Origin of the sequence: Vibrio sp. SNU_ST1, assembly GCF_030563405.1 — a bacterium.
Classification (GTDB): domain Bacteria; phylum Pseudomonadota; class Gammaproteobacteria; order Enterobacterales; family Vibrionaceae; genus Vibrio.
Genome location: NZ_CP130748.1, coordinates 1,774,589 through 1,797,612, shown reverse-complemented (window position 1 = coordinate 1,797,612; position 23,024 = coordinate 1,774,589). Strand labels below are relative to the sequence as shown.

The window sequence follows — 23,024 nt, the reverse complement described above, 5'->3', positions numbered from 1 at the left end:
ACCATCACTATTCCATGTACTTAAGGTAGCACAAAGTGTCACTTTTATAATTCTCTTTGAAATGTAAGCGATCATTTTTGATACTTTCTTTCAGTGGTAGGTGCTATTTGAGAGGCTAAGATGAATTTAGGGTTAGAGAATATCAATGTTGTTGTCACTGGCGGTTCTAGTGGAATTGGAGCGAAAATAGTTGAAGGCTTTGCCAACGAAGGGGCAAATGTTTGGTTCTGTGGACGTTCTCAACAGCGAATAGATAAGCTGCTTATACAACTCGGAAAGGCAAATAAACAAGTTGTTGGTAAAGTAGTCAATGTTCACGATTTGGCGCAAATGAAAACTTGGATTGGGTCTATTCCTGATATCGATATCTTCGTTCCCAATGTCAGTACGCTTTCTGATGAGTGGGAGGATGTTCTACTGAAAGATATTGCCGCTACGCAGCAGGCCATCACGTTAGTCTTACCTAAGTTACTTGAATCGCGTTGTGCTGCAATAACCTATATTGGATCAAAAGCGAGTGGCTATACTGTTTGTGACGCTAATGCATATGGGGCGGGTAAGGCTGCTTTAGCCCATTACATGAAATCCTTGTCTTTGACCTACGTTTCTAAGGTGAGGGTTAATACCGTCTCCCCTGGAGATACATATATTGCTGAGGGTTTATGGGGGCGATGTAAGTGTGAAGAGCCGGACATTTTTCAGAAAGTTATCGATAGAAATCCAATGGGTCGCTTGGCAAATCCTAAAGAAATAGCTGATGTGGTCACCTTTATTTCAAGCCCTGTTGCGAGTTTTGTCTCGGGAGCTAACTGGTATGTTGATGGAGCATCGACTAGTCATGTGCAATATTAGCTATGGCAGCATAAACTATTCATGCCGATTCGAATTAAATTCTGAAATGATACAAATATCATATTTAATAATGCTTACTTAGTAACCTCTGTTGAGTTTGATATCAAATCAAGTAGCTGATTTTATTGGGTATAGGATAGAGGTCTCAAAAATTATCTTTTAGAACACTAAAGTTTTAAATTCTACTTATGTTGTATTTTGCGATATTTAATATCACATCGTACCTGTTGTTTAGGTGTTTTTTAGCTATATCTGTGACTTTACCAGGGCGTTATCTTCCTGATTTGAAAGAATAATTAAATAGATGAGATAAAAAAGTTGGCGAAAATCAGAAGCTTGGCATACACTTTCCTTGTAAATGACCTTATCTCATTGATTGAATAGGGTAAATGCTTTGGCGCTACTGAAGATGGTAGCAATGTATAACATAGCTTTGAGGAAAGTTTTATGGCACTCACTAAAGCCGATTTGGCTGAGAACCTGTTTGAAACACTCGGATACAGCAAGCGGGATGCCAAGGAAACGGTTGAAGTGTTTTTCGAAGAAGTTCGTAAGGCACTTGAAAATGGCGAACAGGTAAAACTGTCTGGTTTTGGTAACTTTGATCTTCGTGAGAAAAACGAGCGACCTGGTCGTAACCCGAAAACTGGTGAAGACATTCCAATTTCTGCTCGACGTGTTGTTACTTTTAGACCGGGACAAAAACTAAAGGCCCGAGTCGAAAATATTAAAATCGAGAAGTAGCCAAGCAATAGACCACGCCTAGCGTGGTCTTTTTGTATCTACGTCTTATGCATAATTTGCTGACTTTTTGTCACTAGTTTCTCTTAGTGGTATCACCTTACTCTCTTTTCTTAACTACCCTTCTCGTTAACCACCCTTCTCGTTAACCACTAATAGTGACACCCCTATATTTTGCTTTCTGTTAGTAATGAATTAATGAAAGCAACGCGAGAGCACAAATAAAAAGAAAGGGCTGCTATTATGCAGCCCTTTGTCGTTCTTGTTTATGATAAGCGGTTATGCCGCTTTAATGTGCGTGGTAATGTACGGTTGCCATGCTTGTTGGTATAGCTCTAAAGATTGGCGTCTTAGGCTATTGATTTGTGCCGCTTCGATATCGTTAATTGGGCGCTGTTCTGCAATAGCGTGACGTTCAATGCCTTGAATGATTTCGTAGAGTTCGTGTTCAGGACCACTTTTCACATCAGCGATGGCTTTTAAGTGAAGTTGAACCTCTGCAATGATGTTGGTCTTAGGCAAACGAACCAACAAGTTAAGGTCACGGTAGCCAGAGTCGGCTGGTGATTTAAACTTGTTTTTCAGCTTAACAACATCTGCTTCGCGGCTTAGCGCTTCGTACACTTCAACCAAGCTCTCTACATCGTTCGCGATGATAGTTGCGCGGGCTAAGTCGGTAATTTTCGTTACATTACCATCAAGCTCAAGGGCGATTTTTTCTTCTGCACGAGCTTGAGATTTAACGCCAGCAAATAGCGCTTCAGAGTTGGTGAGTAGGGCAGTACTTTTACAGATAGTTTCTAGTTCAGCTTGGCCTTGATGCGCTTTGCTGTACAGAATGTCGAAGTCGGTGTAAGGCTGAGTCGGGCGTGAGTCGAAGGCTTTGATGCCGTAAAGGCCGCTCAAACTATGACGGAATACGTTTGATGAAACTTGGTTTTGCGCAGGAGTGCGCGTTTGATCAGTCGAACTTGTTGAAACAGGTGCTGCTGCGAATGCAGGCGCTCGGCTCAATACTAGAAGCATTAGGGCCGTCGTACGGAGAAATACACTCATTCAAACTCCAAAATACAAGGTTACAAAAACGGGTAATCAAAAGGGGTAACCAGTAACGCATAAGAGTAAAAATAGCTTAACTAAACTCACTACATATTAAATGGGGCTAGCTAAGACAGAAACCAACTCTAACGTTTAATATCGCTTTAAAATGTGAAGATATAGACAAATAATCCAACCGTTAGTTCCGCAATTTCGAGAACTTTGAACTCAGCCGTTTCCGTTATTTTCGAAACCAATTTGGTACTTTCAGCCAAGCTAAGGTTGCTCTTACCTCTCTATACTGTACCCTTGCATTATGACTGTTTAACATGAACGAAAGATGAATAATCCTGAATTTTGGCACAATAAATGGGCAGCCAACCAAATTGGTTTCCACCTTGAAGATGTAAACCCACTTCTGATTAAATTTTGGGAAAAGACTGAGCCTAACTATGAGAAGAGTGTGTTTGTGCCTCTTTGTGGCAAGAGTGAAGATTTGATTTGGTTGGCGACAAAGCATAGTGACGTGCAAGGTGTCGAACTCAGCCAGATTGCGGTTCGCGCATTTTTTGCAGAGCACCTTTACACGCCAACTGTGACTCAAATTAGCGGTCAGCACGAGCTCTACCAATTCGATGAACTGAACATCTATACAGGTGATTACTTCACCGCGCCAATCCAACCTGTTGATATTATCTATGACCGAGCGTCTTTAGTTGCCTTGCCAGAAGAGATGCGCACACAGTATGTAGAGCGTTTGAAACAACTGCTGAAACCGGGCGGTAAGGTCCTTCTGGTGACTCTGGATTACGACCAAAGCGAGATGGCAGGGCCTCCGTTTAGCGTACCTAAACTAGAGATCGATCAGTTGTTCTCTGGATACAAAATCACATTGTTGAATCAAGATATTGCGGACGATGAACATCCGAAGATTGCTAAGAAAGGCTTGTCTCGATTCAGTGAAGAAGTGTATTTGATTGAGTCAGACGCTTAAGTGAAGTGAGCTTTCAAGCGAAAAGACCGCTTAAATAAAAAAGACAACACCAACAAAAAGACGGGCTCGATAGCCCGTCTTTTTTATTGTTCAGATTTGAAGTCGTGATTGTTCAGAATTGAATAGCTAGCTAATAAATCACTTTTACTTTCGAAGCGCTCTCAATTGCATCATCAATCGCAGTCTCTGTGCTGTTGCGTCGAGTAAGCGCCACACCTAGACGACGGCGACCATCGATATCAGGCTTACCAAACAAGCGAACTTGCGTTTGTGGTGCGTCTAGCGCCTCTGTAAGGCCTTCAAAACGGATGTTAGTTGAAGTGCCTTGGCCTAGAATAACCGCAGATGCACATGGCCCATACTGAGTAATTGATTTAATCGGCATACCGGTAAAGGCACGTACGTGCAGTGCGAATTCCGACGAGTCTTGAGACATCAAAGTAACCAAGCCTGTATCGTGTGGGCGAGGGGATACTTCATTGAAGATTACGTGATCGCCTTTAACGAACAACTCAACACCGAAGATACCGTGACCACCGAGTGCGTTAACCACTTGTTCAGCAGTGTATTGCGCAGCTTTAAGTGCGTTGTCTGACATTACTTGTGGCTGCCATGATTCACGGTAATCACCATCTTCTTGACGGTGGCCGATTGGTGCACAGAAATGAACGCCGTCGACTGCGCGAACGGTCAGTAACGTGATTTCGTAATCAAAGTCGATGAAGCCTTCAACGATTACACGGCCCGCACCAGTACGACCACCTTCTTGTGCGTAGTCCCAAGACTTTTGAATGTCTTCTTCTGTTTTGATAACACTTTGACCTTTACCTGATGAACTCATTACTGGCTTAACGACACAAGGCATGCCGACGAATTCAACAGCTGCTGCGAAATCTTCAAAGGTGTCTGAAAAGCGGTAAGGAGAAGTGCTTAGCTTTAGCTCTTCTGCGGCTAGGCGACGGATACCTTCCCGGTTCATCGTTAGCTTAGTTGCATTCGCAGTTGGAACGACATTCAAACCTTGTGCTTCTAGCTCAACTAACTTGCTGGTGGCAATAGCTTCAATTTCAGGAACCACATAATCTGGCTTTTCTAGTTCAATGATCGCTTGAAGTGCATCGCCGTCTAACATGTTTAGTACATGGCTACGATGCGCGACTTGCATCGCTGGTGCGTCTGCATAACGGTCACAAGCAATAACTTCCAAACCTAAACGTTGGCACTCGATAGCAACTTCTTTGCCGAGTTCACCTGAACCTAATAGAAGTACACGAGTAGCATTTTCACGAGTAGCAGTACCAAACATAGAAATTCCTTCCGATCTTTTGAACGATTGATTGAAAACGGGGAGATCATACTTATTTTAATGATAAAAGCAAACGTTTGCGCGAGCTGTTGCGTTAATTGCAGGGATAAAAAAAGCAGCCCTGTTAAATAGGGCTGCTTATTTGAATTTTTGTTAATTAGATGTACTTAGATTGCTAAGTAAGTCACTGGAATGTCAGGGTTAATCGCTTCTAATGTCGATTGAGTATCCGCTAAGTGGCTAATGCTGCCATCTGCGATTTCAACCAACGCTGCGTTTTCAATCTGTTCGAAATCGAAGCCAGCCAATTTCAGTTGCACAAGTGCTACTTGTAGTGGCGGAAGGCTCGGGTTAAATGCCGCATTTTCTGCGTATGCACCCGTAAAAATTTCGCCAGTTGTTAGCTGTAGTGAAACGCCGCTTAGATTTTTAGTATATGGCGCATGGCTACGGTTTAATGCTGCTAGTGCGCTTACCACAACAGGGCTGGTTTCTTCTGACGTGTACTGGTGATCCAGCTTAGTCATTAGGCCAGTAGTAATCCCCAAATCAGCAGGGCCGAAAGAGTCTGGTAGGTATTCTTGCAGTGACATTTCATCACGCTGTGGTAATTGAACTTTAAGTTCTTTTGCCGTCGTCAGTTCGTTCATGAATTGGCGACAGTGACCACAAGGGCTGAAGTTGATCGTGATATCAGAAAGGCCTTCTTCACCCTTCATCCACGCGTGGCTGATGGCTGATTGTTCAGCGTGAACCGTTTGACCAAGTTGAGTACCAGCGATTTCAAGGTTTGCACCAAAATACAGAGTTCCAGACAAACCACGCACGATTGCACCAACATAAAAGTCAGATAACGGAGCGTAAGAATACGCTGCGGCAAAAGGAAGTAGCGCAATACGTAGCTCGTCATCCGCTAAACCACTTGCTTGCAGTAGGCTGGCAAATTGCTCTGGAGACAATGTCGCGTCAAAGTTGTCTGCTAATACGATGTCACTCAAAAGTGCTTTGATTGCTGTTGGAGCACTTTCCAGCGCCAGGGTAATACGACTGTTCATGTTGAATCCTTATTTGACCTTAGGCTTTAATTCTATGCAATGCGCAGGAATTTTCTGTGATTGTGATCGCTATTACTCTGTTGTTGTTACATTGGTTTGCATAATTAGAGTGAGGTCACAGATGAAATCGATTGCAAGAGCAAAAACCATCGTTGATATCGCACTTATTGGCCTAAACAGGGCGCGACTTGACTGCTATTGCTGAATAAATGCGAATAAAAAGCCCAAGCAGGCACTGAAATCAACAGTATTCTGGTTGGGCTGAATCGTGTGGTGAGGTTTTAGTTAAGAATAGAACCAAACTACAAGTGAAAATATACTTGGTGCAATGATTGAGGTAATGACGCCACAAAGCACAAGAGCCAACGAACTGAATGCAGCATCTTCCTGATTCTTCTCAGCACACGTTGCAGTACCCAAAGCGTGAGATACGGTACCCATTGTTAATCCACGGGCGATTGGGCTCTTAATACCAATCAGGTTATAGATTGGGTAAGCAAAAATAGCCCCAAACAGACCAACAATCAAAACCAGAATCGCAGCAATAGCCGCTTCACCACCTAAATGGCTAGACACTTCCATAGCAATTGGCGTGGTGACTGACTTACCTAACAAACTCGCAATCAAACTTAAGTCCGCTTTAAAAGCCACTGCGATTAATGCTGTTGTTGTCATCGACATCACACTGCCCAGCGTGCAAGCAAAGGTGATGATGCGCCAGTTTGCTCTGATTTGAGGTAACTGTTCGTAAAGCGGGTAAGCAAGGGCAACTACCGCGGGCTGAAGCATGTAGGTAATCCAGGTGTTGTCTGCATAGTAAGTCTCAAACGGTACTTTGAAGAACGTGAGTATCGGAATGATGATACCAATGCTGATAAGCAGGGGATTACACAGCGGCGAGTTTACTTTTTGACTTACCCAGCGAGCAAACAGGAATACCGCGATGGTGAGTAGAATCCACATGATCAGTTACCTCTCGAAAGCAAGCGGTCTAAGAACCATGATAAAGACACCAATACCAGCAACGTGCCGCCAACGGCGCTCGCCATAATTGGCAATGCGTTAGTGATGAGCATGTCGAAGTGATCCATCAACCCTACACTGATCGGAACAAACAGTAAGATCATTAGCCGGATAATCAAGCTTGCACCAGGCTGTACCCAGTGCGAAGGAACAATACCAATCACCATGGCGGCAAACAGAATCAACATGCCAAAAATACTGCCTGGGATTGAGGTATCCAAAAAATGCTGTAACGCGTTACCTGCTGTAAGTGCACCTATGATTAAGGTGAAGGAGATTAAGCAGTAAACCAGCTGGAGCAATCTTTCTTTCAAAGTGTTACGTCTCTTGATAATGGAATTAGCTAGCTAACTTTTCTACGTATTGATAAACCGCCTTCAAGATAGCCATTTTCTTCTCGTCGCTTTCATGTTCGTGCGCGAGGTTTTCAAGGTTGAGCATGTACTCTTCTAAACGGCACTCGTAAAACTCACGACAATGGTTTGCCCATTTTAGTTGCTCAGCTTCGTCAAGTGTCCATGGGAAGTTACGCGCACGGTAACGGAACAGTAACGGTTTAATACGTTCGTCGCTGAAGGTGATATCTAAAGCTGCCAAGTTGTTCGGGTCAGTTTCGCGAATGATGTTCATCGCGGTCTTATCAGCTGGAGAAAAGAAACCGTCGTAAAGGTGAGTATCAACATCATCACTCTTTTCGTACTCTCGCTCTTGTGAGTACAGGCCGATCAGTTTTTCGCGGATCTCTGGGTGTTCGCGCAGCAGAGCCAAGTTCTTCAAGCATTGTTGGCGATCGATGCCGATGGTTTCGGCATTTTCAGCCGTCAGCGTTTTGGCTGGAGCAAGAATAGGGCATTTGTTCAGTTGAACCAATTTGATTGGTACGGGTAGCTCGTCTTCACCCAGTTCACTGCGTTTGGTGTAGAGTCTGTCTCTGAGTTCATCAGCATCCAGTTCTAACAGTGGGCTTGGATCTTTGGCTAAATCAACCACGATAACGGCATTTTGATTGGTTGGGTGCCAAGCCATAGGCACAATCCAACTTGTGTAGTTGCAGTCACGGCCAAACATGCCCGAAACGTGCATCAATGGTGTCATGTTTACAATATCAACAAGGTCATTCAGCTTACGCTTATGACGCATGTTGTAAAGGTAATCGAACATCTTAGGTTGTGCAGTTTTCAGCTTCTTCGCTAACTCTATGGTCGCAATAACATCGGCCATCGCATCGTGCGCGTTCTCATGTTCAATGCCGTTTGCCACCGATAAGTGTTCCAATTTAAAGCTTGGATAACCTTCTTCATTCTCTGGCCAAACAATACCTTCAGGGCGCAGTGCGTGAACAGCGCGCATTACATCAAATAGATCCCAACGTGAGTTGCCGTTCTGCCAGCTCCACGCATATGGGTCAATGAAATTTCGGTAGCAGGTGTAACGCGTTACCTCGTCATCGAATCGAATACTGTTGTAGCCAAGGCTTGTGGTGTTTGGTTTCGCTAACTCAGCATGGATCTTAGCGATAAACTCTGGTTCAGGAAGACCTTGAGAAGCTGCTTTTTGTGGTGTGATACGGGTGATCAATGCAGCTTCAGGTGCAGGGAGGTAATCAGCAGGAGGTTGGCAATAGATAACCAGAGGCTCTCCAATAACATTGAAATCTTGGTCGGTACGAACACCCGCAAATTGACTCGGACGGTCTTTTGCTGGGCTAACGCCCCACGTTTCGTAATCGAAAAAGAAGTAGGTCGGCTGATTATCTGAACTCATTGAATTTCCTGAACAGTAAGCGTGGAACATTTACTGTGGCTGAAGGTTAGTTTTGTTCAGTATCTGATAGTATGCGGTACACGTGCAACCCAGATCACAAATAAATTCCCGTAAAACGGTGGTTTACTATTCAATCGAGCCGCGTGGGTATGCTTTTGAATCCAGTTAAGGCTGTTTCTTAGTTAATACAATCTGTCTATCGCTCGTTTAATCCGACGGAGGAGAAAGTATCCGCTGAACTTTTTGTTTTAAGGTTAATTTTCGGTTTCTCAAATCTTTGAATATTGCCTTCCACTCTTGGAAGGTGACGACTATCGGGTTAAAACTATTTACAGGTTTGGTGACGCCGTAACGTACGGTTTCAACTTCAGGTTCGAACGTACCAAACAACTTATCCCAAATAATCAAAACACCGGCGTAGTTCTTATCGATGTATTGCGGATTTTTACCGTGATGCACACGGTGGTGCGACGGGGTGTTAAAGAGGTATTCAAGTGGCCCCAAGCTTCGTATCCATTGTGTATGGACGAAGAACTGCAAACCTAGATTGAGAAGTACCACAAAGATGACCCATTTAGGCTCGAAACCTATGATGACGAGCGGCACCCAGAACAGCCACATCCCAGCAAGTGGATACATCAAACTCTGACGGAAAGCTGTGCTGAAATTCATACGTTCTGAGCTATGGTGCGCGACGTGCGCAGCCCACATCCAGCGAACACGATGGCTTGCTCTATGGAACCAATAATAGAAAAAGTCTTGTAACAACATCAATGCAATAAAACTCAGCACGCCTATTTCGATGTCCATTAAGCGCCAACCGAACATCCAAAGATACAGGTGCACAACCAATAATCCGGTGAGTAAATCGGAGAGTTGATGCATTCCTGCAAGCGTGAAGTTACACATCACTTCTGAAAGTTTATAGCTGGAGTTATCTGGCAGTCGACCTTGTTTCTGACCGATAAAAAACTCAGCCAACATGCACACCACGAACAAGGGCGCTAATACCAGTAGTAGCCATTCTGGGTGATTGATTAATGCGTCGATATTCATGTTTTATCCTTGTTGAGACGCCATATGCGTTCTTAGTATCAAGTTTACTTAGACTTGCTCGCCTGAGATTCAGTGCTCAGCAGACTTTCGCTACCAGCGTGCAAAGTGATCTTCTGTTAGGCCAAGAACATCATCGAGTTGGTGGGTAATACCATTGTTGTCTTTTATTGAGCCAGAGAAGTGACCGATGAACTGACGGAAATTACTCTTCAGTAACCACAAATTGAGCTTTTCACTGCGACTATTAAGGGGCGTAAAGATCAGGTTAATGCGTCCATCTTGTGATGTTATCTGCCAAGGTAAACTCGTGTCTTGGCGACTAAACGTAAAGTGTACCGGGTTAAGCAAGTGTCTGGTTCCATTCACCCATATTACGTTTTCGCAGCCGCCCGTTTCGTTGACGCCCGCTGCGAGGTTCAGGCCAATATCTGTGTCATTGGATTGCGCGTTGATGCTTGCCCAGCGCCAACTGGTCTCACGCCTCATATAACCTGCTGAAAAGTCATAACCGGCTAGAGCTTGCGTGAGGTTTAATGATGTTCCCTTGATTAGAATTTCGCCGCTGATGCGCAAAGCATTGTGCTTTTGAGTGTAAGTCCAACCTGAATAACCTGTTGGGCTGCACATCGCTATGGGTAGGCTGTCGGCTTCAGTTTCTAAAGCGATATCGCCCTTGATGAGTTTGGTATTCAAGCTAACTCGCCACTGTCCGTCTTCAATATCAAAGGTGATGCTTTGGCCTGCAATGCTTGTCTTTCCTTCAAATGGCGAAGCGGTCACTTGTTTATCAAATTCCAGTGGTCGTAACCATGAACACTCTTCTAGCTTGTTACTCTCGATATCGTAGACATAACAAAATGCTGAGCCCAAGTAGCGAATATCCGCGATAGCGACACCAATAATGTGCGTGTCGGTGACAATGCTGGCAAACTGGAATTGTTTGTAATGAAAGTGCTTCTGCCAAGGGGGGGCTTTTGCATCCATCGAATTTCGGTAGTCAAAGTTCTCGATGTTCAGGTGCTTTGGGATACCATCGAAATGTCCAATGATCGGCTGACCATTAGAATCAATCAAACTTTGTGGGGCTGGGTTCGTTTTTATCATTGCAATAGTTCACACAAATTTAACAATTAAAGCCATTGTGCGATGAGTAGTGTAGGATTGGGAGGTCATATTCGGACAAAAGCGCGTTACTGATCACGATTTCATAAGCATGGATTGTTTGTGCTGCTTAGTGAATGTTGATTGCTGAGTAGTGAATGCTTAGTAATGAATTTTGAGTTTATAGCCGAGTGACAACTACGTTGGTAAAGGAGAGACGATTGCATATTATCGCGGAGTATAAGCCAACCGGACATAGGCATCAGTTGGGCACATTAGATATCGCGCTGCTGTTAAATACGCTAGAGCAACGAGGTATCGATATTGAAAGTCTACTCAATGATGTGGGTCTGTCCAACATGGATTGGCGAGATCCGAATGGAAAGCTGACTTACGCTGATAAGCTTACGTTATTTAGCGCGGCTAATCAGAGTTTTCCTCACGATGGCTTGGGTCTTTGGTTGGGAGAGCATGCAAGTCTGAGCCACTTTGGTGTGTTGGGTTATGCGCTATCGACTAGCCAGAATGTTGGAGAGGCCATCAAGTCGGGCTTCAAGTATTTGCGCCTGAACGGTCCTATCTTCTCGGTTAAATTGCTTTTAGATTCCGAGCAAGCGGTGATTCAGATTGAGAACACTTTAGAAGTGGGCGATCTGCTTCCTTTCTGCAGTGAGTACTTCTTGAGTTCAATCGTCTCTTTGTTCAAAGAACTGACTGGTCATGAGTTGGATATTCACACTTTGGCTTTGCCTTATGCTCACCCGAATTACGCCAAGCTCTATGACGACCGTTTCCAGTGCCCTGTAGTTTTTGAGCAGAGCCATTGTGAACTGCGTTTTGATGTCTCGCTTTTATCACAAACCTTATTGACTCATGATGCCGCGACATTGAAACGTTATCTCGCGTCTTGTCAGTCGATAGTCGAAACGTTGGACTCGGAACATTTATTGACTAACCAGATCAAAACGATCTTTTATCAAACCGCAGGTAGTTTTCCGAATATTGAACAACTTGCGGATGAGTTTGGCAGTAGCTCTCGTACACTCAGGCGAGAGCTAGTGACCCATGATTCCAGTTATCAAGTATTGCTTACCGAAGTTCGAGTGGAACTAGCCAAAGAACTGCTACTCGGCACAACCATGAGCATTGATGACATAGGTGAAAGGCTTGGTTATAGCGATCCTGCAAATTTCAGAAGGGCGTTTAAAGGGTGGCTCAATAAAACGCCCGCGCAGTTTCGTGACGGTTTAAGTTAAGGCGTTACTTGCTAAAAAACTCCTCTCTGAAACCGGTGACTTGCTGCTGATAGTAACTGTCCCAATCTTGCTGAGACCAAGTGGCATAACTTGAGGAACGCTGAGAGTCTAAGGTCGCTTTGAGCTGATCCAGTTGCTCGTGATAACTCATCACGGTTTGTTGCTGTTGTGCGACTTGTTGTTCTCGCGCGGCAATGGTGCTGGCCTGCGCTTCATCTAAGTAGGCACCTTGAAGGTCGGCCTTGACTGATACTATCTCAGCAGGGCTATAGCTGTTGGGTATCAAAGAGACTGCCAATTCATATTTCTGAAGCTGTGTTTCGGCGTTTAACGTGTCCGTATTGTTTTGCCATTCACTAAGCAAATTTTGATAGTTGGCCAAAAATTGGCTCGCTTCGTTTTCTATAAGGGTGTTTGCGTCGAGCGTAAAATCTAGATGTGCAAACTGGTCTGCGAATAGCTGGTGGGCCAACTCTCCCCATACTTGCTGTGCAGATTGTTTGAATAGGGCAACACGCTCTTCAAGAGTTTCTATGGATTCTAGTGGGATAGTACTTTGGGTTAATTGCCAGTCGACGGATAGCTGCGGATAGTTGCTCAGTAACTCAAACCATATGCTCGGCAATTCGGATTTCAATGGTGCGAGTTGCTCATTACAGTCATAGCGTTGTTGGCAAAGCTTCCAGAACCCATCGAGTTCATCGAATAAAGCCTTACCTTCGAATTCGCTCAAGTTTTCAGCAAGAATTTTCCCGTCCAGTGTTCCTGCTTGGGCTTGATTGCTGTGCGATGCGGAATTTTCCGAACTGGCGGTTGCAGTTGGTGTGAAATTATCGTCATCAGTTGTCGTAGAAACACGCGGCTTAGCTTCTGCGTGTTGAACAGAAGATAGCAGTGTTTCCGTTGGTTTTGATGACCATGAGTAGCCAATAATGCTCGTCACAGTGACGAGCATTAGGATTAATATAACTCGATGCATTATGGGTTCACCGAGTTACTTGATCACGGCACTAACAGGGAAGTGGTCTGAAAGGTTGTAGTGCTTCCATAACTCACTGCTTGTTGATCTTAGAACATCCACACGGTTATTGTTGTGAGTTTTTTGTGCGAACTCCGAACTCACCACTACGTAATCCAAGTATTCGACGTTTTCCCCGCCAGACATAGGTTCGCCTGCAAAGTTGTTGATACGAGGATCAAAGGTAGAAGCAGTATAACCTGAATACTCCGGCTCAGCGGCTTGCAGGTTAGCGAACATTTGTTGGTAGTCACCTGGGAACTTCAGTTTGTTCACGTTGAAGTCACCGCTGTAAACCACAGTTTCTGATGTCGGGATATCCAGAGATTGAGCCAGTGCACGCATCTGCTTGAATTGGCGTTGTCGATAGTCACGAGCGGTATCCGTATCGAATGATGCCGTGTGGGTGCCGAATACATGGTAAGCCTGACCATTCTTGATAACCTCGGCATAATTAACCCCTTTGTCTGCGAAGCAGTCCGTTCCGGTACAATCAGGGAAAACGTACTGCGCTTCATTAACGATAGGGTAACGGCTGACAATGACCACGCCACCGTCATAGATGTTAATCCCATCTTTATCGAGCATTTTGGTTTGGTACGGGTACTCTTTTGCAAGTTCACGCAAGAATTCATCTCTGCCGTTGGCAAACACCTCTTGTAGCGCCAACACGTCGTAGCCTTTTACATATTGAGGGAGAAGGTCGTAGCGGTCACCAATATGCGAAGCGATGGCAGGCAGCGCCCAGATGTTATAGGTCATGACTTTGAGTGTATTGGCATCTGGCTCTGGTTGTTCATCCACTTTTGGCGGGGTGATAGTGTAATAAATATCATCGTAGCGCGCCGTAGAATCGGCTTTAAGTGCTAGCTCTGCATTGACCCCGAATGCATCGGTCGTGCTGCGATGAATATTACGATCGTCATGCAACGTTAGGTTGACGTCTGCGGCACTCAAACCATGTTGCAGTGTTGAGTTATACCAATGTCCCTTCATGGTTTGGTTGAGCGTGACACTCTCACCGACGGCGTTCGATACCACAGTGTCAAATTCATAGGTCTTCCCAGATTTCACACCAGTCCAGCGATTGAAACTGATCAGCTTCTTCGTTTCCCAAGGGCCAATCTGTTCAACATGCTGTTGCCACTCATCACCGAATTGAAGCTGGTCGGTGCCGGTGTGATTGGCTTGAATGGTCATCACTTGATCTGTGTTATTGGTGAGATACACGTCGGTGTCTGCTATCGCAGAGGTCGAAGCGATTGATGTGGATGCCACAAGTGCAGCTAACCAAGTCCATTGAGTTTTCATCGTTTACGTTATCCTTATTGATTGATGTCTAGAATAACGTAGTCAAGAGTTATGACATTGGAGTTATAACTCTATGGCATTTGTTCAAATATGAGATATATGCCAAGGTTTTATAAAATTGATTAACCATTGAAAATTAACATATTGTCTTGTTGGAATGATAAGTGGTACGCGCGCGAGTAATAGGGTTAGGTAATGGTTTCGAGTCGGTGGAACAACCAATGTTGGCGTGCTTATACGAAAACTGTTTGTTGGGGGAGATCAGAGGTTGTGAGCAACAAGAAGGGATTATTGCGACAGCATAGATCTACCAGCACTAATTTTACGATTGTTCTGTAATTTGTTCTTGTTCAGTAAACAGAAACCCTAAAAACAGGTATGATAGTGCCGTTTTTAATCCTTAACTGGGAAAGTCATGGCAAAGTTAACACTCCAAGAGCAGATGCTTAAAGCTGGCTTGGTAAATGAGAAAAAATTAAAGAAGGCGAAGAAAGGCTCTAAAAAGTCTCGCGTTCAGTCTCGTGAAGCAAAAGCGGCGGCAGAAGAAACTAAACTGGCGCAGCAAGCGAAAGACAAAGAACTAAACCAACAGTTGAAAGAACAGCAGTTGAGCAAAGAAATTAAAGCTCAAGTGAAGCAACTGATTGAGATGAACAAGATCGAACAGAAGAACGGTGAGATCAAATATAACTTCACCGACGGTACGCTAGTTAAATACCTTTACGTAGAAGAGCTGACTCAAAAGCAACTAAGTAAAGGCATTCTAAGTATTGCTCGTCAAGGCGAGAGCTATGTTGTTATTCCAACAGCAGTAGCGAACAAGATTGCTATGCGCGACGAAGAATCTATCGTTGATACGCAAGCAGGTAGCACTGACGAAGTCGACGAAGATGACCCGTACAAAGACTTCGTGATCCCAGATGACCTAATGTGGTAATTACCCGTTTGTACTGAGTAGAAGCACGAATTAAAAATGCAGCTGACAATCCTTCGATTGTCGCTGCATTTTTTGTTTATGAGCTGTGGGTTTCCTAGATATTAAATGATCACTAGCTAAATAACTAAATAACTAAATAACTAAATAGCTAACTAACTAGTTAGATCACGGTTGAAGCGATCAGGCGTCACCGGGCTTCTCACGTTTACTGTTCCAACCCATAAAGTTGTAAAGGTTGTAACGAGCAAAGCCCAATTGTTCATGCAATGCAAAGTCTGTAACTGCGAAGTTGTACCATAATGGTAACCATGAAATCTGGGCAGCCATGTAGTCGGCTCGTACTGGAACGACGTTTAATCCAAAATGACTAAAGTAGAGTTCACTACGACGAATATGCAGGCCAGATGAAACAAGAACAATGTTGTCGAACTGGTGATGCTTCATTAGATCACTGGTGAGCTGCGCGTTTTTCCAAGTGTTGACACTATTCGCTTCTTGGATGATATCGGCGAGTGGAACTCCGAGTCTAAGCAGCTGCTGTTGGTAAACTTCCGCTTCGGTTACACCATTATTTTGTGCATCTCCACCACTAACGACCACTTTGCATATGGTTTGAGCCTTCGCACAGTTTTTATATTGGCTTGCCGTTTCATTGATGCGACCGAACGAGAAAAAGGTCGGCTCAAATTCTTGTGTACTTGCGATGAGTTGAGTACCAGCACCAAGTAAGACAATGGCATTGTGAGAGGTCCACTGAATGTCAGGCTTGCGCTCATAATTGGCTTGCAGGTCGTTTAGTAGATAGCGAGGAATTAAACCCGAACCAATCAATATAAATAAAGAGATAAGAAGAAGTTTGATAAAACTAGAGGTTTTTCTCCACTGAAGTAAACGTGTAACGCCAACGAGTACCAGAAGAAGTAATAATATAATAAAGCTCATGAGGATCCTGTTATCGAACGGGTGCCAGAATGATAGGCATGTTTGAAGCGTCGCATCATATATCAGTTTTGCTAGTATTTCATAGTTAACCTATTGTGCTATTGAACAAATATGGTGTTTTGCGTTATAGAATGTCGATGTTCGTGCAAGTAATAACAAAAACGCTTTATCATTGTTCGATTATTGATTTCTAAATATAGGCTTGAAAATAATAAGGACATTTACATCTTGTTCATATTTTATTCTATACCTATGAGCTTCTTCTATTATTTTAATCGAATATTGAAAACCTTGTTCTATGCTATTAAACAAAACAAAACAAAACAAAACAAAACAAATAAGCAATAAAAAACCGACGCATGTGCATCGGTTTTTGTTTAACGAGACTCAAGTTATTGGATCAATCGAACCCATTAAGCGTTCGCTTGTTCCAAATCTTGCTGCTTGTCCTTTTTAGCCAATAGGCGGCTTGTTATTGTTCCGGCTGTCATTGCACCAGATACGTTAAGCGCTGTACGTGCCATATCGATAAGTGGCTCGATAGAGATAAGCAGTGCTGCGATAGTTACAGGAAGACCCATCGCGGGTAGTACGATAAGTGCCGCGAAAGTTGCACCGCCACCAACGCCGGCAATACCAAATGAGCTCACTGTGATAATAGCAATGAGAGACAGAATGAAGTTGATGTCCATTGGGTCGATACCAACCGTAGGCGCAACCATGACTGCTAGCATTGCAGGGTAGATACCCGCACAACCGTTTTGACCAATCGTCGCACCGAAAGAGGCAGACAGGTTAGCAATCGCTGGTGGCACGTTAAGCTTCGTGATTTGAGCTTCAACGTTCAGTGGAATCGTTGCTGCAGAACTACGAGACGTGAAAGCGAACGTGAGTACTGGCCAGATCTTTTGGAAGTACTCTTTCGGGTTGACACCAACAAAAGAAACCAACACACCGTGAACGACGAACATCAGGATAATAGCGACGTAAGAAGCAACGATGAAGCCCAATAGGCTTAGGATGTCAGAAGCACTTGACGTTGCGACTACCTTCGCCATTAATGCTGCGATGCCGTATGGCGTTAGTGCCATGATCATCTTAACTAAGCGCATAACGATAGATTGAGCCGCTTCAACGAACGTACGGATTGGAGATTCTAATTCTTCTTTCTCTGCCATCACCTTACGAGCAGCAATACCCGTTAACACGCCAAAGATAACTACCGCGATGATAGAAGTAGAGCGAGCCCCTGTTAGGTCTGCAAATGGGTTAGTCGGAATAAAGCTAACTAGCATTTGTGGAATAGTTAGATCTGAAACGCTGCCGATGCGGCTTTCTAGTGTTGCGATACGTGCTGTTTCGCGAGCGCCTTCAGTTAAACCTTCAGCGGACAAGCCGAATGCTTGTGTTACAACAATACCAACAATCGCAGAAATTGCCGTTGTTGCTAGCAATACAGAAATGGTGATGCCAGAAATTTTACCTAGTGAGCCGCCTTTCTCAAGCTTCACTACTGCCGCAATCATTGAAACTAACACCAGTGGCATGATGACCATTTTTAGTAGGCCAACGTAACCACGACCAACAATGTTTACCCAGTCGAGCGTCTCTTTGATAACAGGATTGCCTTCACCAAATAGCAGTTGAAGAGCAAGGCCAAAAGCACTACCGAAAACTAAACCGAGTAAAACGAGGCGAGAAAGCGTGTTTTCTTTTTTCTGCTGTCCGTAGAGAAAAAAGAGGATACCAGTGAATATCGCTAAGGCAGCGATAGCTGAAAATGACATTGTTTTTCCTTATGAATAACCTTGAATCGATAGGGCGCTTAGATATATGGGCGCAAATACTGTTAGCTAAAATAGCGACCTGTAACAAAACGTAAAATAAGGAAAAGTAATTTATTAGAACGATTAGTAATATCCACCCAATGGGTTGGATGGATATTCAACATTATGGTGGATAGATAGACGTTTTAACGATATTTCGCTAATAAATTAAGCATGTCAGTCGAGGTGTAAATTTCGATACTTTGGAAATTATTTTCGAACAATCGGAATAATATTGCTTTAGCTACATCTTCAGATTGGATAGGGCGTAGGTTTTTGAATTTTCCAAACATTAACGGAGATATTAAAGGGAAGAGTCTTTGTAGGAGTTTTTCATCAGTTCTGGGTTCGGCACGTTCACCCACAAGTGGACCTGGACGAGCGATGAATAGCTGCTTGAAGCCAATACGTTTTAGGTTTTGCTCCATTTGTCCCTTACAGCGAAGGTAGTGTGAATAGGAGTCTGGCGAAGCGCCATAGCTAGAAACGACTGCGACACGTTGAACTCCAAGGAATTTCATCGACTGTGCCACTTGGCTAACCAGTTCTACATCGATCTTTCGCAGCGCTTCTTTTGAACCTGCTTTTTTCTTGGTTGTGCCTAAGCAGATAATGCCTAAGTTGGGCGTCGCGTTGGTGTCATCCCAACTTGTTACTTGTAGATCGTTGTGGATGAGTGTATCGAGTTTGTTGGAGTGAAATTGTTCACCTAATGCTCTTCGTGACAAAGCATAGATGTGTTCGACAGCGGGCTCGCTAATGAGCAGTCTCAGGACATGATGGCCAATTAACCCTGTCGCACCGGCTATAACAACCGATGTTTTATCTCCATATATACTCATTCTATTTCTTACTCCCTCTACAAGTGCTTGTTTAATATAAACAGTGTTTGAATTTTAAGCGAACAAAAATTCTATAAATAAGCGTCAGAGGTATGGGGTTTTAAGGTGTTAAATATAACAAAGCCCGCTGGGCGACGGGCTTGTTACTTACTTTGCTACTTTATTGTCTTATTGCTTCGATACCTGCTAGGTAAAGGAGAGTGGGATTTTCCTTACCTTTTTGCTGGTTTTCTTACTTGATTTATTTGGTTTTCTTTTGCTTGAGTTTGGAATCATTCCACCTCCTAAATCATTGTTTGGTTTTGTCTTTCAATCGATTGTTTTCTTTTAAAGCAACTGCGATGTGGGTATTCACAGTATGGGCACTCATCAATGGAGAGATTAACAAGTACTTTAGATAAAGCATAAACGATGCCAAAATGTAAGTTATTGATAAATCTATTATCAATATTGTAGGTGTTTCGGGTTCGTCAACTTGACTGTCAATTTGAGAAAATACCGGTGTGATCTGTTTAAATTAAGAACACTCTCTACCGTTTCTGTTGATTAGGCATAGATACAGCATTGCTTAACACGTAAACTGAGTCGTAATTCACATAGGCCAAGGACGTGCTATGAACCTAAAGCTTGATACTCTCGCTCCCACTCAGATTTATCACTTGATGACACAAACCGTTGTGCCTCGCCCCAAACAGCGTTATTACATTAATATACCCTGAATCAATGTTATCAAACTGATTGTTCGCAATAGTTGAACGTGGTTTAAATTGTTGATCCTAAATACTAATATTTCTCAAAAAAAGTGTTTTCAAACCTATGTTAGATACCCAATACTCGCAGTACATCCAACACCGAATTGACCAAAAAACTAAGCCACTTGGTGCGCTTGGCTTACTAGAAAAAGTCGCACATCAACTGGCATTGATTCAGAGCCAAGGCAAAGAAACTGCGGTTGAGCACATCGAATTGAAGAAGCCAAGTGTCATCATTTTTGCTGGTGACCATGGCATAGCAGATGAAGGTGTGAGTATTGCTCCAAGTGCCGTGACACAACAGATGGTGTTGAACTTCTTGAGCGGTGGTGCGGCGATAAATTGCTTCTGTGCGGTGAATGATATCGATATCACGGTAGTCGATACGGGCATATTGTTGCCTGTTGAATCTGACAGTGTCATGTTGATTTCTCAGCGTTTAGGTACACGAACCAATAATTTTGCCAATGAAGCTGCAATGAGCCTCGAAACGGTTGATCGAGGGATTGAACTTGGTACAGAACTAATTTCTAGAACCATTTCGAATGGCACGAATATCATCATGTTTGGTGAAATGGGTATCGGTAATACCAGCAGCGCATCAGCGATTTTAAGTGCATTATCGAATCGGTCTGCAGGTGAGTGTGTCGGCCTAGGAACTGGCATCAACAATGAACAGCTTGCACGTAAAGTAGCTGTGGTTGAGCAAGGTGTTGCGCGTTGCAAAGGTTTAGAGCTTAAAGATATTAAAGATATTAAAGAGGTACTAGCACAAGTTGGTGGCTATGAGATCGTTCAAATGGTGGGTGGTTTCCTTGGCGCATATCAAAACAGAACCCCTGTGTTGGTCGATGGCTTTATCGTGTCGGTTGCGGCGTATGTCGCGACCTTAATTGAGCCGAACTGCCGTGATTACATGATCTTTGCGCATCGCTCTGAAGAGTCTGGTCACAAAATTCTATTAGAGCTGCTAGGCGCTGAACCACTGCTCGATCTTGGATTGAGATTGGGCGAGGGTACAGGTGCTGCTCTAGCTATGCCAATTGTTCGTGCGGCAGCCGAGTTTTATAACAACATGGCGAGCTTCGAAAGTGCTGGAGTCACGGTTTAATGAGTGATGCGCCAGAAAGATCGTTGAAAGGTCGAGTTACTTATCAGTGGGAGCTGTTTGCGTTGGCTATAGGTTTCTTTTCTCGCTTACCAATGCCAAAGAACACTCCCTATTCATCAGAGCGAATGAACCGTTCTGGTCGCTATTTTTCAACGGTTGGTTTGTTACTTGGTGTTCTGTGTGGCGGTGTGTTCTTGCTACTCGATGCAATACTGCCGAGTGCAGTGGCCATCTTTTTGATGATGAGCTTTAGCTTGATGCTCACTGGTGCTTTCCATGAAGACGGCTTAACCGATATGGCGGATGGTATTGGCGGAGGCATGACCTTAGAACGACGCTTGACCATTATGAAAGACAGTCGAATTGGCACTTATGGCGCGTCGGCTCTGGTTATGGCTCTGCTGGGCAAGTGGGTGCTGTTGAATGAGTTGGTCAACATGACAGCTTTGTTTATGGTTATCGTTACCAGTTATACCTTTAGTCGCGCGATTGCTGCATCACTGATTTACGACATGCCTTACGTTAGCGATTTAGATACCAGTAAAAGTAAGCCATTGGCCAATAAGCAAACTAAGAGCGAGCTCGTTTTCCTATTGATTGTGGGCGTTCTGCCTAGCCTGTGGTTTGGTCTTGAGTTCGTTTTGGTTTTATCTGTCGTCGCCTATCTGTTTAGATTAGGTTTCAAAAAATGGTTAATGGCACGAATTGGTGGCTTTACTGGCGACTGCTTGGGGGCTGCTCAACAGTTGATGGAGTTACTGATTTACCTTGTGTTCATTACTGCTTTTTACAATGGTTTTCTATAACAGGTTCCTATGACAAGCACGAATCAAACTAATCAAATTAATCAAGTAAGTCAGCGAAATAGCCATTTGGTATTGGGTGGGGCTCGTTCTGGTAAGTCGAGTTTTGCAGAACAACAGGCCTTATGTGCGCTTGCAGCATGTTCAAATGGACGTCTCAACTATATTGCGACGGCCACTTATTTGGACGACGAAATGCGTGAGAGAATTGCGCACCATCAACAACGTCGTGGTGAGCTGTGGATTGAGCATGAAGCCCCTGTTGAATTAGCCGAAAAACTGCAGTCTTTTGATCAAAACGATGTAGTGTTGATTGACTGCCTAACTTTGTGGTTGAACAACATTATTTTTGAGTTGGGTGATGATGCGACCAATGAACAGGTTGAGGCCGTGGTTGAAGTTTTAGTGAAAAGCGTAGAGCAAAGCCCGGCGCAAATTATCTTGGTTTCTAACGAAGTCGGTTTAGGTGTGGTGCCGCTAGGTAAAGTGTCGCGCCTATTTGTCGACAATGCGGGTCGCATGAATCAAGCGCTAGCTCGTGTTGTTGAGCGTGTCACGCTGGTCGCCGCAGGATTACCATTGAGCTTAAAATCATCGAGCCATTCGACTCAAAGCTCGACTCATAATTAGATTGGTATCAAAGGTTAGTTGAACAAATGGAAAATGGAACAACCAAAAACATCTATCTACTAAGACATGGCAAAGTCGAAGGCGAAGCGGCACTTAATGGTTTATCCGATGTGTTGGTTAATCCTGATCTTCAAGATCGGATATGTGGGGCGCTGGTAAAACAAGATATTGCCTTTGATTGCGTGGTTACCTCACCATTAAGGCGATGCAGCGATCTCGCAAACAGATACGCACAGCGTATGTTTGTGCCTTTATCTGTTGCACCAGACTTTCAGGAAATGAACTTCGGTGACGTTGATGGTGTCCCATTTGATGAGCTTGAAGACAAGTGGGGAATGCTAGAAACCTTTTGGCAAGACCCTGCTAATCATCAACTGACTGGTGCAGAAAGTTTACAGAGCTTCCACGACAGAGTAACTCAAGCTTGGTCGCAACTTTTGGACGATCCAAGTGACAATCTATTATTGGTTACTCATGGTGGTGTGATTCGCATATTGTTAGCGCACTGCCTTGATATCGATTGGAAAAATCCGAGTTTGTACTCGAAGCTATCGATAGAAAACGCGTCGATAACTCATATTCAAATCACTCAGTTTGCGCAGAGCTTTACCAGCGTCAAATCGATAGGGCTACCTGTTCTCTGAGTGTTCAAAAAACACAGTTTAA

The 23,024-nt window shown here is 43.9% G+C and carries 22 protein-coding genes and 1 pseudogene; 10 read left to right on the top strand and 13 right to left on the bottom strand.

Going from position 1 to position 23,024, the window contains the following annotated elements; genetic code table 11:
• The first annotated feature begins 120 nt into the window (after window positions 1-120).
• Together Q5H80_RS07805 and ihfA are read left to right on the top strand one after the other, a co-directional pair.
• The gene (locus tag Q5H80_RS07805) at window positions 121-852 is read left to right on the top strand and encodes an SDR family NAD(P)-dependent oxidoreductase (RefSeq protein ID WP_304564133.1); all 732 of its coding nucleotides are present in this window, start codon (window positions 121-123) and stop codon (window positions 850-852) included.
• Window positions 853-1,299: 447 nt separating this feature from the next.
• Window positions 1,300-1,596, top strand: coding sequence for an integration host factor subunit alpha (gene ihfA, locus Q5H80_RS07800; protein WP_004734853.1), 297 nt, complete (start codon window positions 1,300-1,302; stop codon window positions 1,594-1,596).
• A 276-nt stretch (window positions 1,597-1,872) separates the two neighbouring features.
• On the opposite strand, the gene Q5H80_RS07795 is transcribed toward ihfA, so the two are convergent.
• The gene (locus tag Q5H80_RS07795; protein ID WP_304564065.1) at window positions 1,873-2,649 is read right to left on the bottom strand and encodes a phosphoribosylglycinamide formyltransferase; all 777 of its coding nucleotides are present in this window, start codon (window positions 2,647-2,649) and stop codon (window positions 1,873-1,875) included.
• Between the two features lie 322 nt (window positions 2,650-2,971).
• On the opposite strand from Q5H80_RS07795, the gene Q5H80_RS07790 reads away from it, so the two are divergent.
• Complete coding sequence (locus tag Q5H80_RS07790) at window positions 2,972-3,625, top strand: thiopurine S-methyltransferase (protein ID WP_304564064.1); 654 nt, start codon at window positions 2,972-2,974, stop codon at window positions 3,623-3,625.
• Window positions 3,626-3,755: 130 nt separating this feature from the next.
• Here Q5H80_RS07790 and purT read toward each other — a convergent pair whose 3' ends face one another.
• The 7 genes from purT to Q5H80_RS07755 all read right to left on the bottom strand — a co-directional run bounded on the left by purT (window position 3,756) and on the right by Q5H80_RS07755 (window position 10,933).
• Window positions 3,756-4,931: a formate-dependent phosphoribosylglycinamide formyltransferase gene (gene purT, locus Q5H80_RS07785; RefSeq protein WP_304564063.1), complete on the bottom strand. Its 1,176-nt coding sequence runs from the start codon at window positions 4,929-4,931 to the stop codon at window positions 3,756-3,758.
• A 167-nt stretch (window positions 4,932-5,098) separates the two neighbouring features.
• A complete protein-coding gene (gene cdd / locus Q5H80_RS07780) occupies window positions 5,099-5,986 on the bottom strand; it encodes a cytidine deaminase (protein WP_304564062.1) in 888 nt (295 codons plus the stop codon).
• A gap of 285 nt (window positions 5,987-6,271) precedes the next feature.
• A complete protein-coding gene (locus Q5H80_RS07775) occupies window positions 6,272-6,949 on the bottom strand; it encodes an LrgB family protein (protein ID WP_304564061.1) in 678 nt (225 codons plus the stop codon).
• A 2-nt stretch (window positions 6,950-6,951) separates the two neighbouring features.
• Entirely contained in the window at window positions 6,952-7,323 is a 372-nt protein-coding gene (locus Q5H80_RS07770; protein ID WP_304564060.1) for a CidA/LrgA family protein, read from the bottom strand.
• A gap of 25 nt (window positions 7,324-7,348) precedes the next feature.
• Window positions 7,349-8,773, bottom strand: a complete 1,425-nt coding sequence (gene sbcB / locus Q5H80_RS07765) for an exodeoxyribonuclease I (RefSeq protein WP_304564059.1) — start codon at window positions 8,771-8,773, stop codon at window positions 7,349-7,351.
• 207 nt (window positions 8,774-8,980) lie between these two features.
• A complete protein-coding gene (locus Q5H80_RS07760; protein WP_304564058.1) occupies window positions 8,981-9,829 on the bottom strand; it encodes a sterol desaturase family protein in 849 nt (282 codons plus the stop codon).
• 90 nt (window positions 9,830-9,919) lie between these two features.
• Window positions 9,920-10,933 (bottom strand): DUF2804 domain-containing protein, encoded by a 1,014-nt coding sequence (locus Q5H80_RS07755; RefSeq protein ID WP_304564057.1) that lies wholly within the window; start codon window positions 10,931-10,933, stop codon window positions 9,920-9,922.
• A 218-nt stretch (window positions 10,934-11,151) separates the two neighbouring features.
• Between Q5H80_RS07755 and Q5H80_RS07750 the strand changes: the two genes are divergently transcribed.
• Window positions 11,152-12,186, top strand: a complete 1,035-nt coding sequence (locus Q5H80_RS07750; RefSeq protein WP_304564056.1) for an AraC family transcriptional regulator — start codon at window positions 11,152-11,154, stop codon at window positions 12,184-12,186.
• Between the two features lie 4 nt (window positions 12,187-12,190).
• Here the strand turns inward: Q5H80_RS07750 and Q5H80_RS07745 are convergent, their stop codons facing one another.
• Both Q5H80_RS07745 and Q5H80_RS07740 read right to left on the bottom strand, forming a co-directional pair.
• Window positions 12,191-13,141, bottom strand: a complete 951-nt coding sequence (locus Q5H80_RS07745; protein WP_304569397.1) for a chromosome partitioning protein ParA — start codon at window positions 13,139-13,141, stop codon at window positions 12,191-12,193.
• Window positions 13,142-13,180: 39 nt separating this feature from the next.
• Window positions 13,181-14,515, bottom strand: coding sequence for a sphingomyelin phosphodiesterase (locus tag Q5H80_RS07740; protein WP_304564055.1), 1,335 nt, complete (start codon window positions 14,513-14,515; stop codon window positions 13,181-13,183).
• A gap of 415 nt (window positions 14,516-14,930) precedes the next feature.
• Here Q5H80_RS07740 and Q5H80_RS07735 point away from each other — a divergent pair, with 415 nt between their 5' ends.
• A complete protein-coding gene (locus Q5H80_RS07735; protein WP_010441213.1) occupies window positions 14,931-15,452 on the top strand; it encodes a DUF2058 domain-containing protein in 522 nt (173 codons plus the stop codon).
• Between the two features lie 180 nt (window positions 15,453-15,632).
• Here Q5H80_RS07735 and Q5H80_RS07730 read toward each other — a convergent pair whose 3' ends face one another.
• The 3 genes from Q5H80_RS07730 to Q5H80_RS07720 form a co-directional block, all read right to left on the bottom strand.
• On the bottom strand, window positions 15,633-16,394 hold the full coding sequence (locus Q5H80_RS07730; protein ID WP_304564052.1) for a YdcF family protein: 762 nt from the start codon (window positions 16,392-16,394) through the stop codon (window positions 15,633-15,635).
• A gap of 413 nt (window positions 16,395-16,807) precedes the next feature.
• Window positions 16,808-18,181 carry an L-cystine transporter gene (locus Q5H80_RS07725; protein ID WP_304564051.1) on the bottom strand — a complete coding sequence of 458 codons (1,374 nt, stop codon included), beginning with the start codon at window positions 18,179-18,181 and terminating at the stop codon, window positions 16,808-16,810.
• A 185-nt stretch (window positions 18,182-18,366) separates the two neighbouring features.
• Window positions 18,367-19,062, bottom strand: a complete 696-nt coding sequence (locus Q5H80_RS07720; RefSeq protein ID WP_304564050.1) for an NAD-dependent epimerase/dehydratase family protein — start codon at window positions 19,060-19,062, stop codon at window positions 18,367-18,369.
• Window positions 19,063-19,676: 614 nt separating this feature from the next.
• On the opposite strand from Q5H80_RS07720, the pseudogene Q5H80_RS07715 reads away from it, so the two are divergent.
• The 5 genes and pseudogenes from Q5H80_RS07715 to Q5H80_RS07695 all read left to right on the top strand — a co-directional run.
• Window positions 19,677-19,751, top strand: a pseudogene (locus tag Q5H80_RS07715) (flavin reductase family protein); the annotation flags it as partial.
• A 127-nt stretch (window positions 19,752-19,878) separates the two neighbouring features.
• On the top strand, window positions 19,879-20,925 hold the full coding sequence (gene cobT, locus Q5H80_RS07710) for a nicotinate-nucleotide--dimethylbenzimidazole phosphoribosyltransferase (RefSeq protein WP_304564049.1): 1,047 nt from the start codon (window positions 19,879-19,881) through the stop codon (window positions 20,923-20,925).
• Window positions 20,925-21,731: an adenosylcobinamide-GDP ribazoletransferase gene (locus tag Q5H80_RS07705; RefSeq protein WP_304564048.1), complete on the top strand. Its 807-nt coding sequence runs from the start codon at window positions 20,925-20,927 to the stop codon at window positions 21,729-21,731. The genes cobT and Q5H80_RS07705 overlap by 1 nt, the downstream gene beginning before the upstream one ends.
• A gap of 9 nt (window positions 21,732-21,740) precedes the next feature.
• Entirely contained in the window at window positions 21,741-22,358 is a 618-nt protein-coding gene (gene cobU, locus Q5H80_RS07700; protein WP_304564046.1) for a bifunctional adenosylcobinamide kinase/adenosylcobinamide-phosphate guanylyltransferase, read from the top strand.
• Between the two features lie 26 nt (window positions 22,359-22,384).
• Window positions 22,385-23,002 (top strand): histidine phosphatase family protein, encoded by a 618-nt coding sequence (locus tag Q5H80_RS07695; RefSeq protein ID WP_304564045.1) that lies wholly within the window; start codon window positions 22,385-22,387, stop codon window positions 23,000-23,002.
• Window positions 23,003-23,024: the final 22 nt, after the last annotated feature.

Excerpts from the sequence above, each read along its gene's own strand:
- Q5H80_RS07725 (WP_304564051.1), bottom strand. The coding sequence starts at position 18,181 with ATGTCATTTTCAGCTATCGCTGCCTTAGCGATATTCACTGGTATCCTC.
- Q5H80_RS07790 (WP_304564064.1), top strand. The coding sequence starts at position 2,972 with ATGAATAATCCTGAATTTTGGCACAATAAATGGGCAGCCAACCAAATT.
- ihfA (WP_004734853.1), top strand. The coding sequence starts at position 1,300 with ATGGCACTCACTAAAGCCGATTTGGCTGAGAACCTGTTTGAAACACTC.
- Q5H80_RS07760 (WP_304564058.1), bottom strand. The coding sequence starts at position 9,829 with ATGAATATCGACGCATTAATCAATCACCCAGAATGGCTACTACTGGTA.
- Q5H80_RS07720 (WP_304564050.1), bottom strand. The coding sequence starts at position 19,062 with ATGAGTATATATGGAGATAAAACATCGGTTGTTATAGCCGGTGCGACA.
- Q5H80_RS07735 (WP_010441213.1), top strand. The coding sequence starts at position 14,931 with ATGGCAAAGTTAACACTCCAAGAGCAGATGCTTAAAGCTGGCTTGGTA.
- Q5H80_RS07755 (WP_304564057.1), bottom strand. The coding sequence starts at position 10,933 with ATGATAAAAACGAACCCAGCCCCACAAAGTTTGATTGATTCTAATGGT.
- Q5H80_RS07805 (WP_304564133.1), top strand. The coding sequence starts at position 121 with ATGAATTTAGGGTTAGAGAATATCAATGTTGTTGTCACTGGCGGTTCT.
- sbcB (WP_304564059.1), bottom strand. The coding sequence starts at position 8,773 with ATGAGTTCAGATAATCAGCCGACCTACTTCTTTTTCGATTACGAAACG.
- Q5H80_RS07730 (WP_304564052.1), bottom strand. The coding sequence starts at position 16,394 with ATGAGCTTTATTATATTATTACTTCTTCTGGTACTCGTTGGCGTTACA.
- cobT (WP_304564049.1), top strand. The coding sequence starts at position 19,879 with ATGTTAGATACCCAATACTCGCAGTACATCCAACACCGAATTGACCAA.
- Q5H80_RS07705 (WP_304564048.1), top strand. The coding sequence starts at position 20,925 with ATGAGTGATGCGCCAGAAAGATCGTTGAAAGGTCGAGTTACTTATCAG.
- Q5H80_RS07775 (WP_304564061.1), bottom strand. The coding sequence starts at position 6,949 with ATGTGGATTCTACTCACCATCGCGGTATTCCTGTTTGCTCGCTGGGTA.
- Q5H80_RS07795 (WP_304564065.1), bottom strand. The coding sequence starts at position 2,649 with ATGAGTGTATTTCTCCGTACGACGGCCCTAATGCTTCTAGTATTGAGC.
- Q5H80_RS07740 (WP_304564055.1), bottom strand. The coding sequence starts at position 14,515 with ATGAAAACTCAATGGACTTGGTTAGCTGCACTTGTGGCATCCACATCA.
- cdd (WP_304564062.1), bottom strand. The coding sequence starts at position 5,986 with ATGAACAGTCGTATTACCCTGGCGCTGGAAAGTGCTCCAACAGCAATC.
- cobU (WP_304564046.1), top strand. The coding sequence starts at position 21,741 with ATGACAAGCACGAATCAAACTAATCAAATTAATCAAGTAAGTCAGCGA.
- Q5H80_RS07695 (WP_304564045.1), top strand. The coding sequence starts at position 22,385 with ATGGAAAATGGAACAACCAAAAACATCTATCTACTAAGACATGGCAAA.
- Q5H80_RS07745 (WP_304569397.1), bottom strand. The coding sequence starts at position 13,141 with ATGCTCGTCACTGTGACGAGCATTATTGGCTACTCATGGTCATCAAAA.
- purT (WP_304564063.1), bottom strand. The coding sequence starts at position 4,931 with ATGTTTGGTACTGCTACTCGTGAAAATGCTACTCGTGTACTTCTATTA.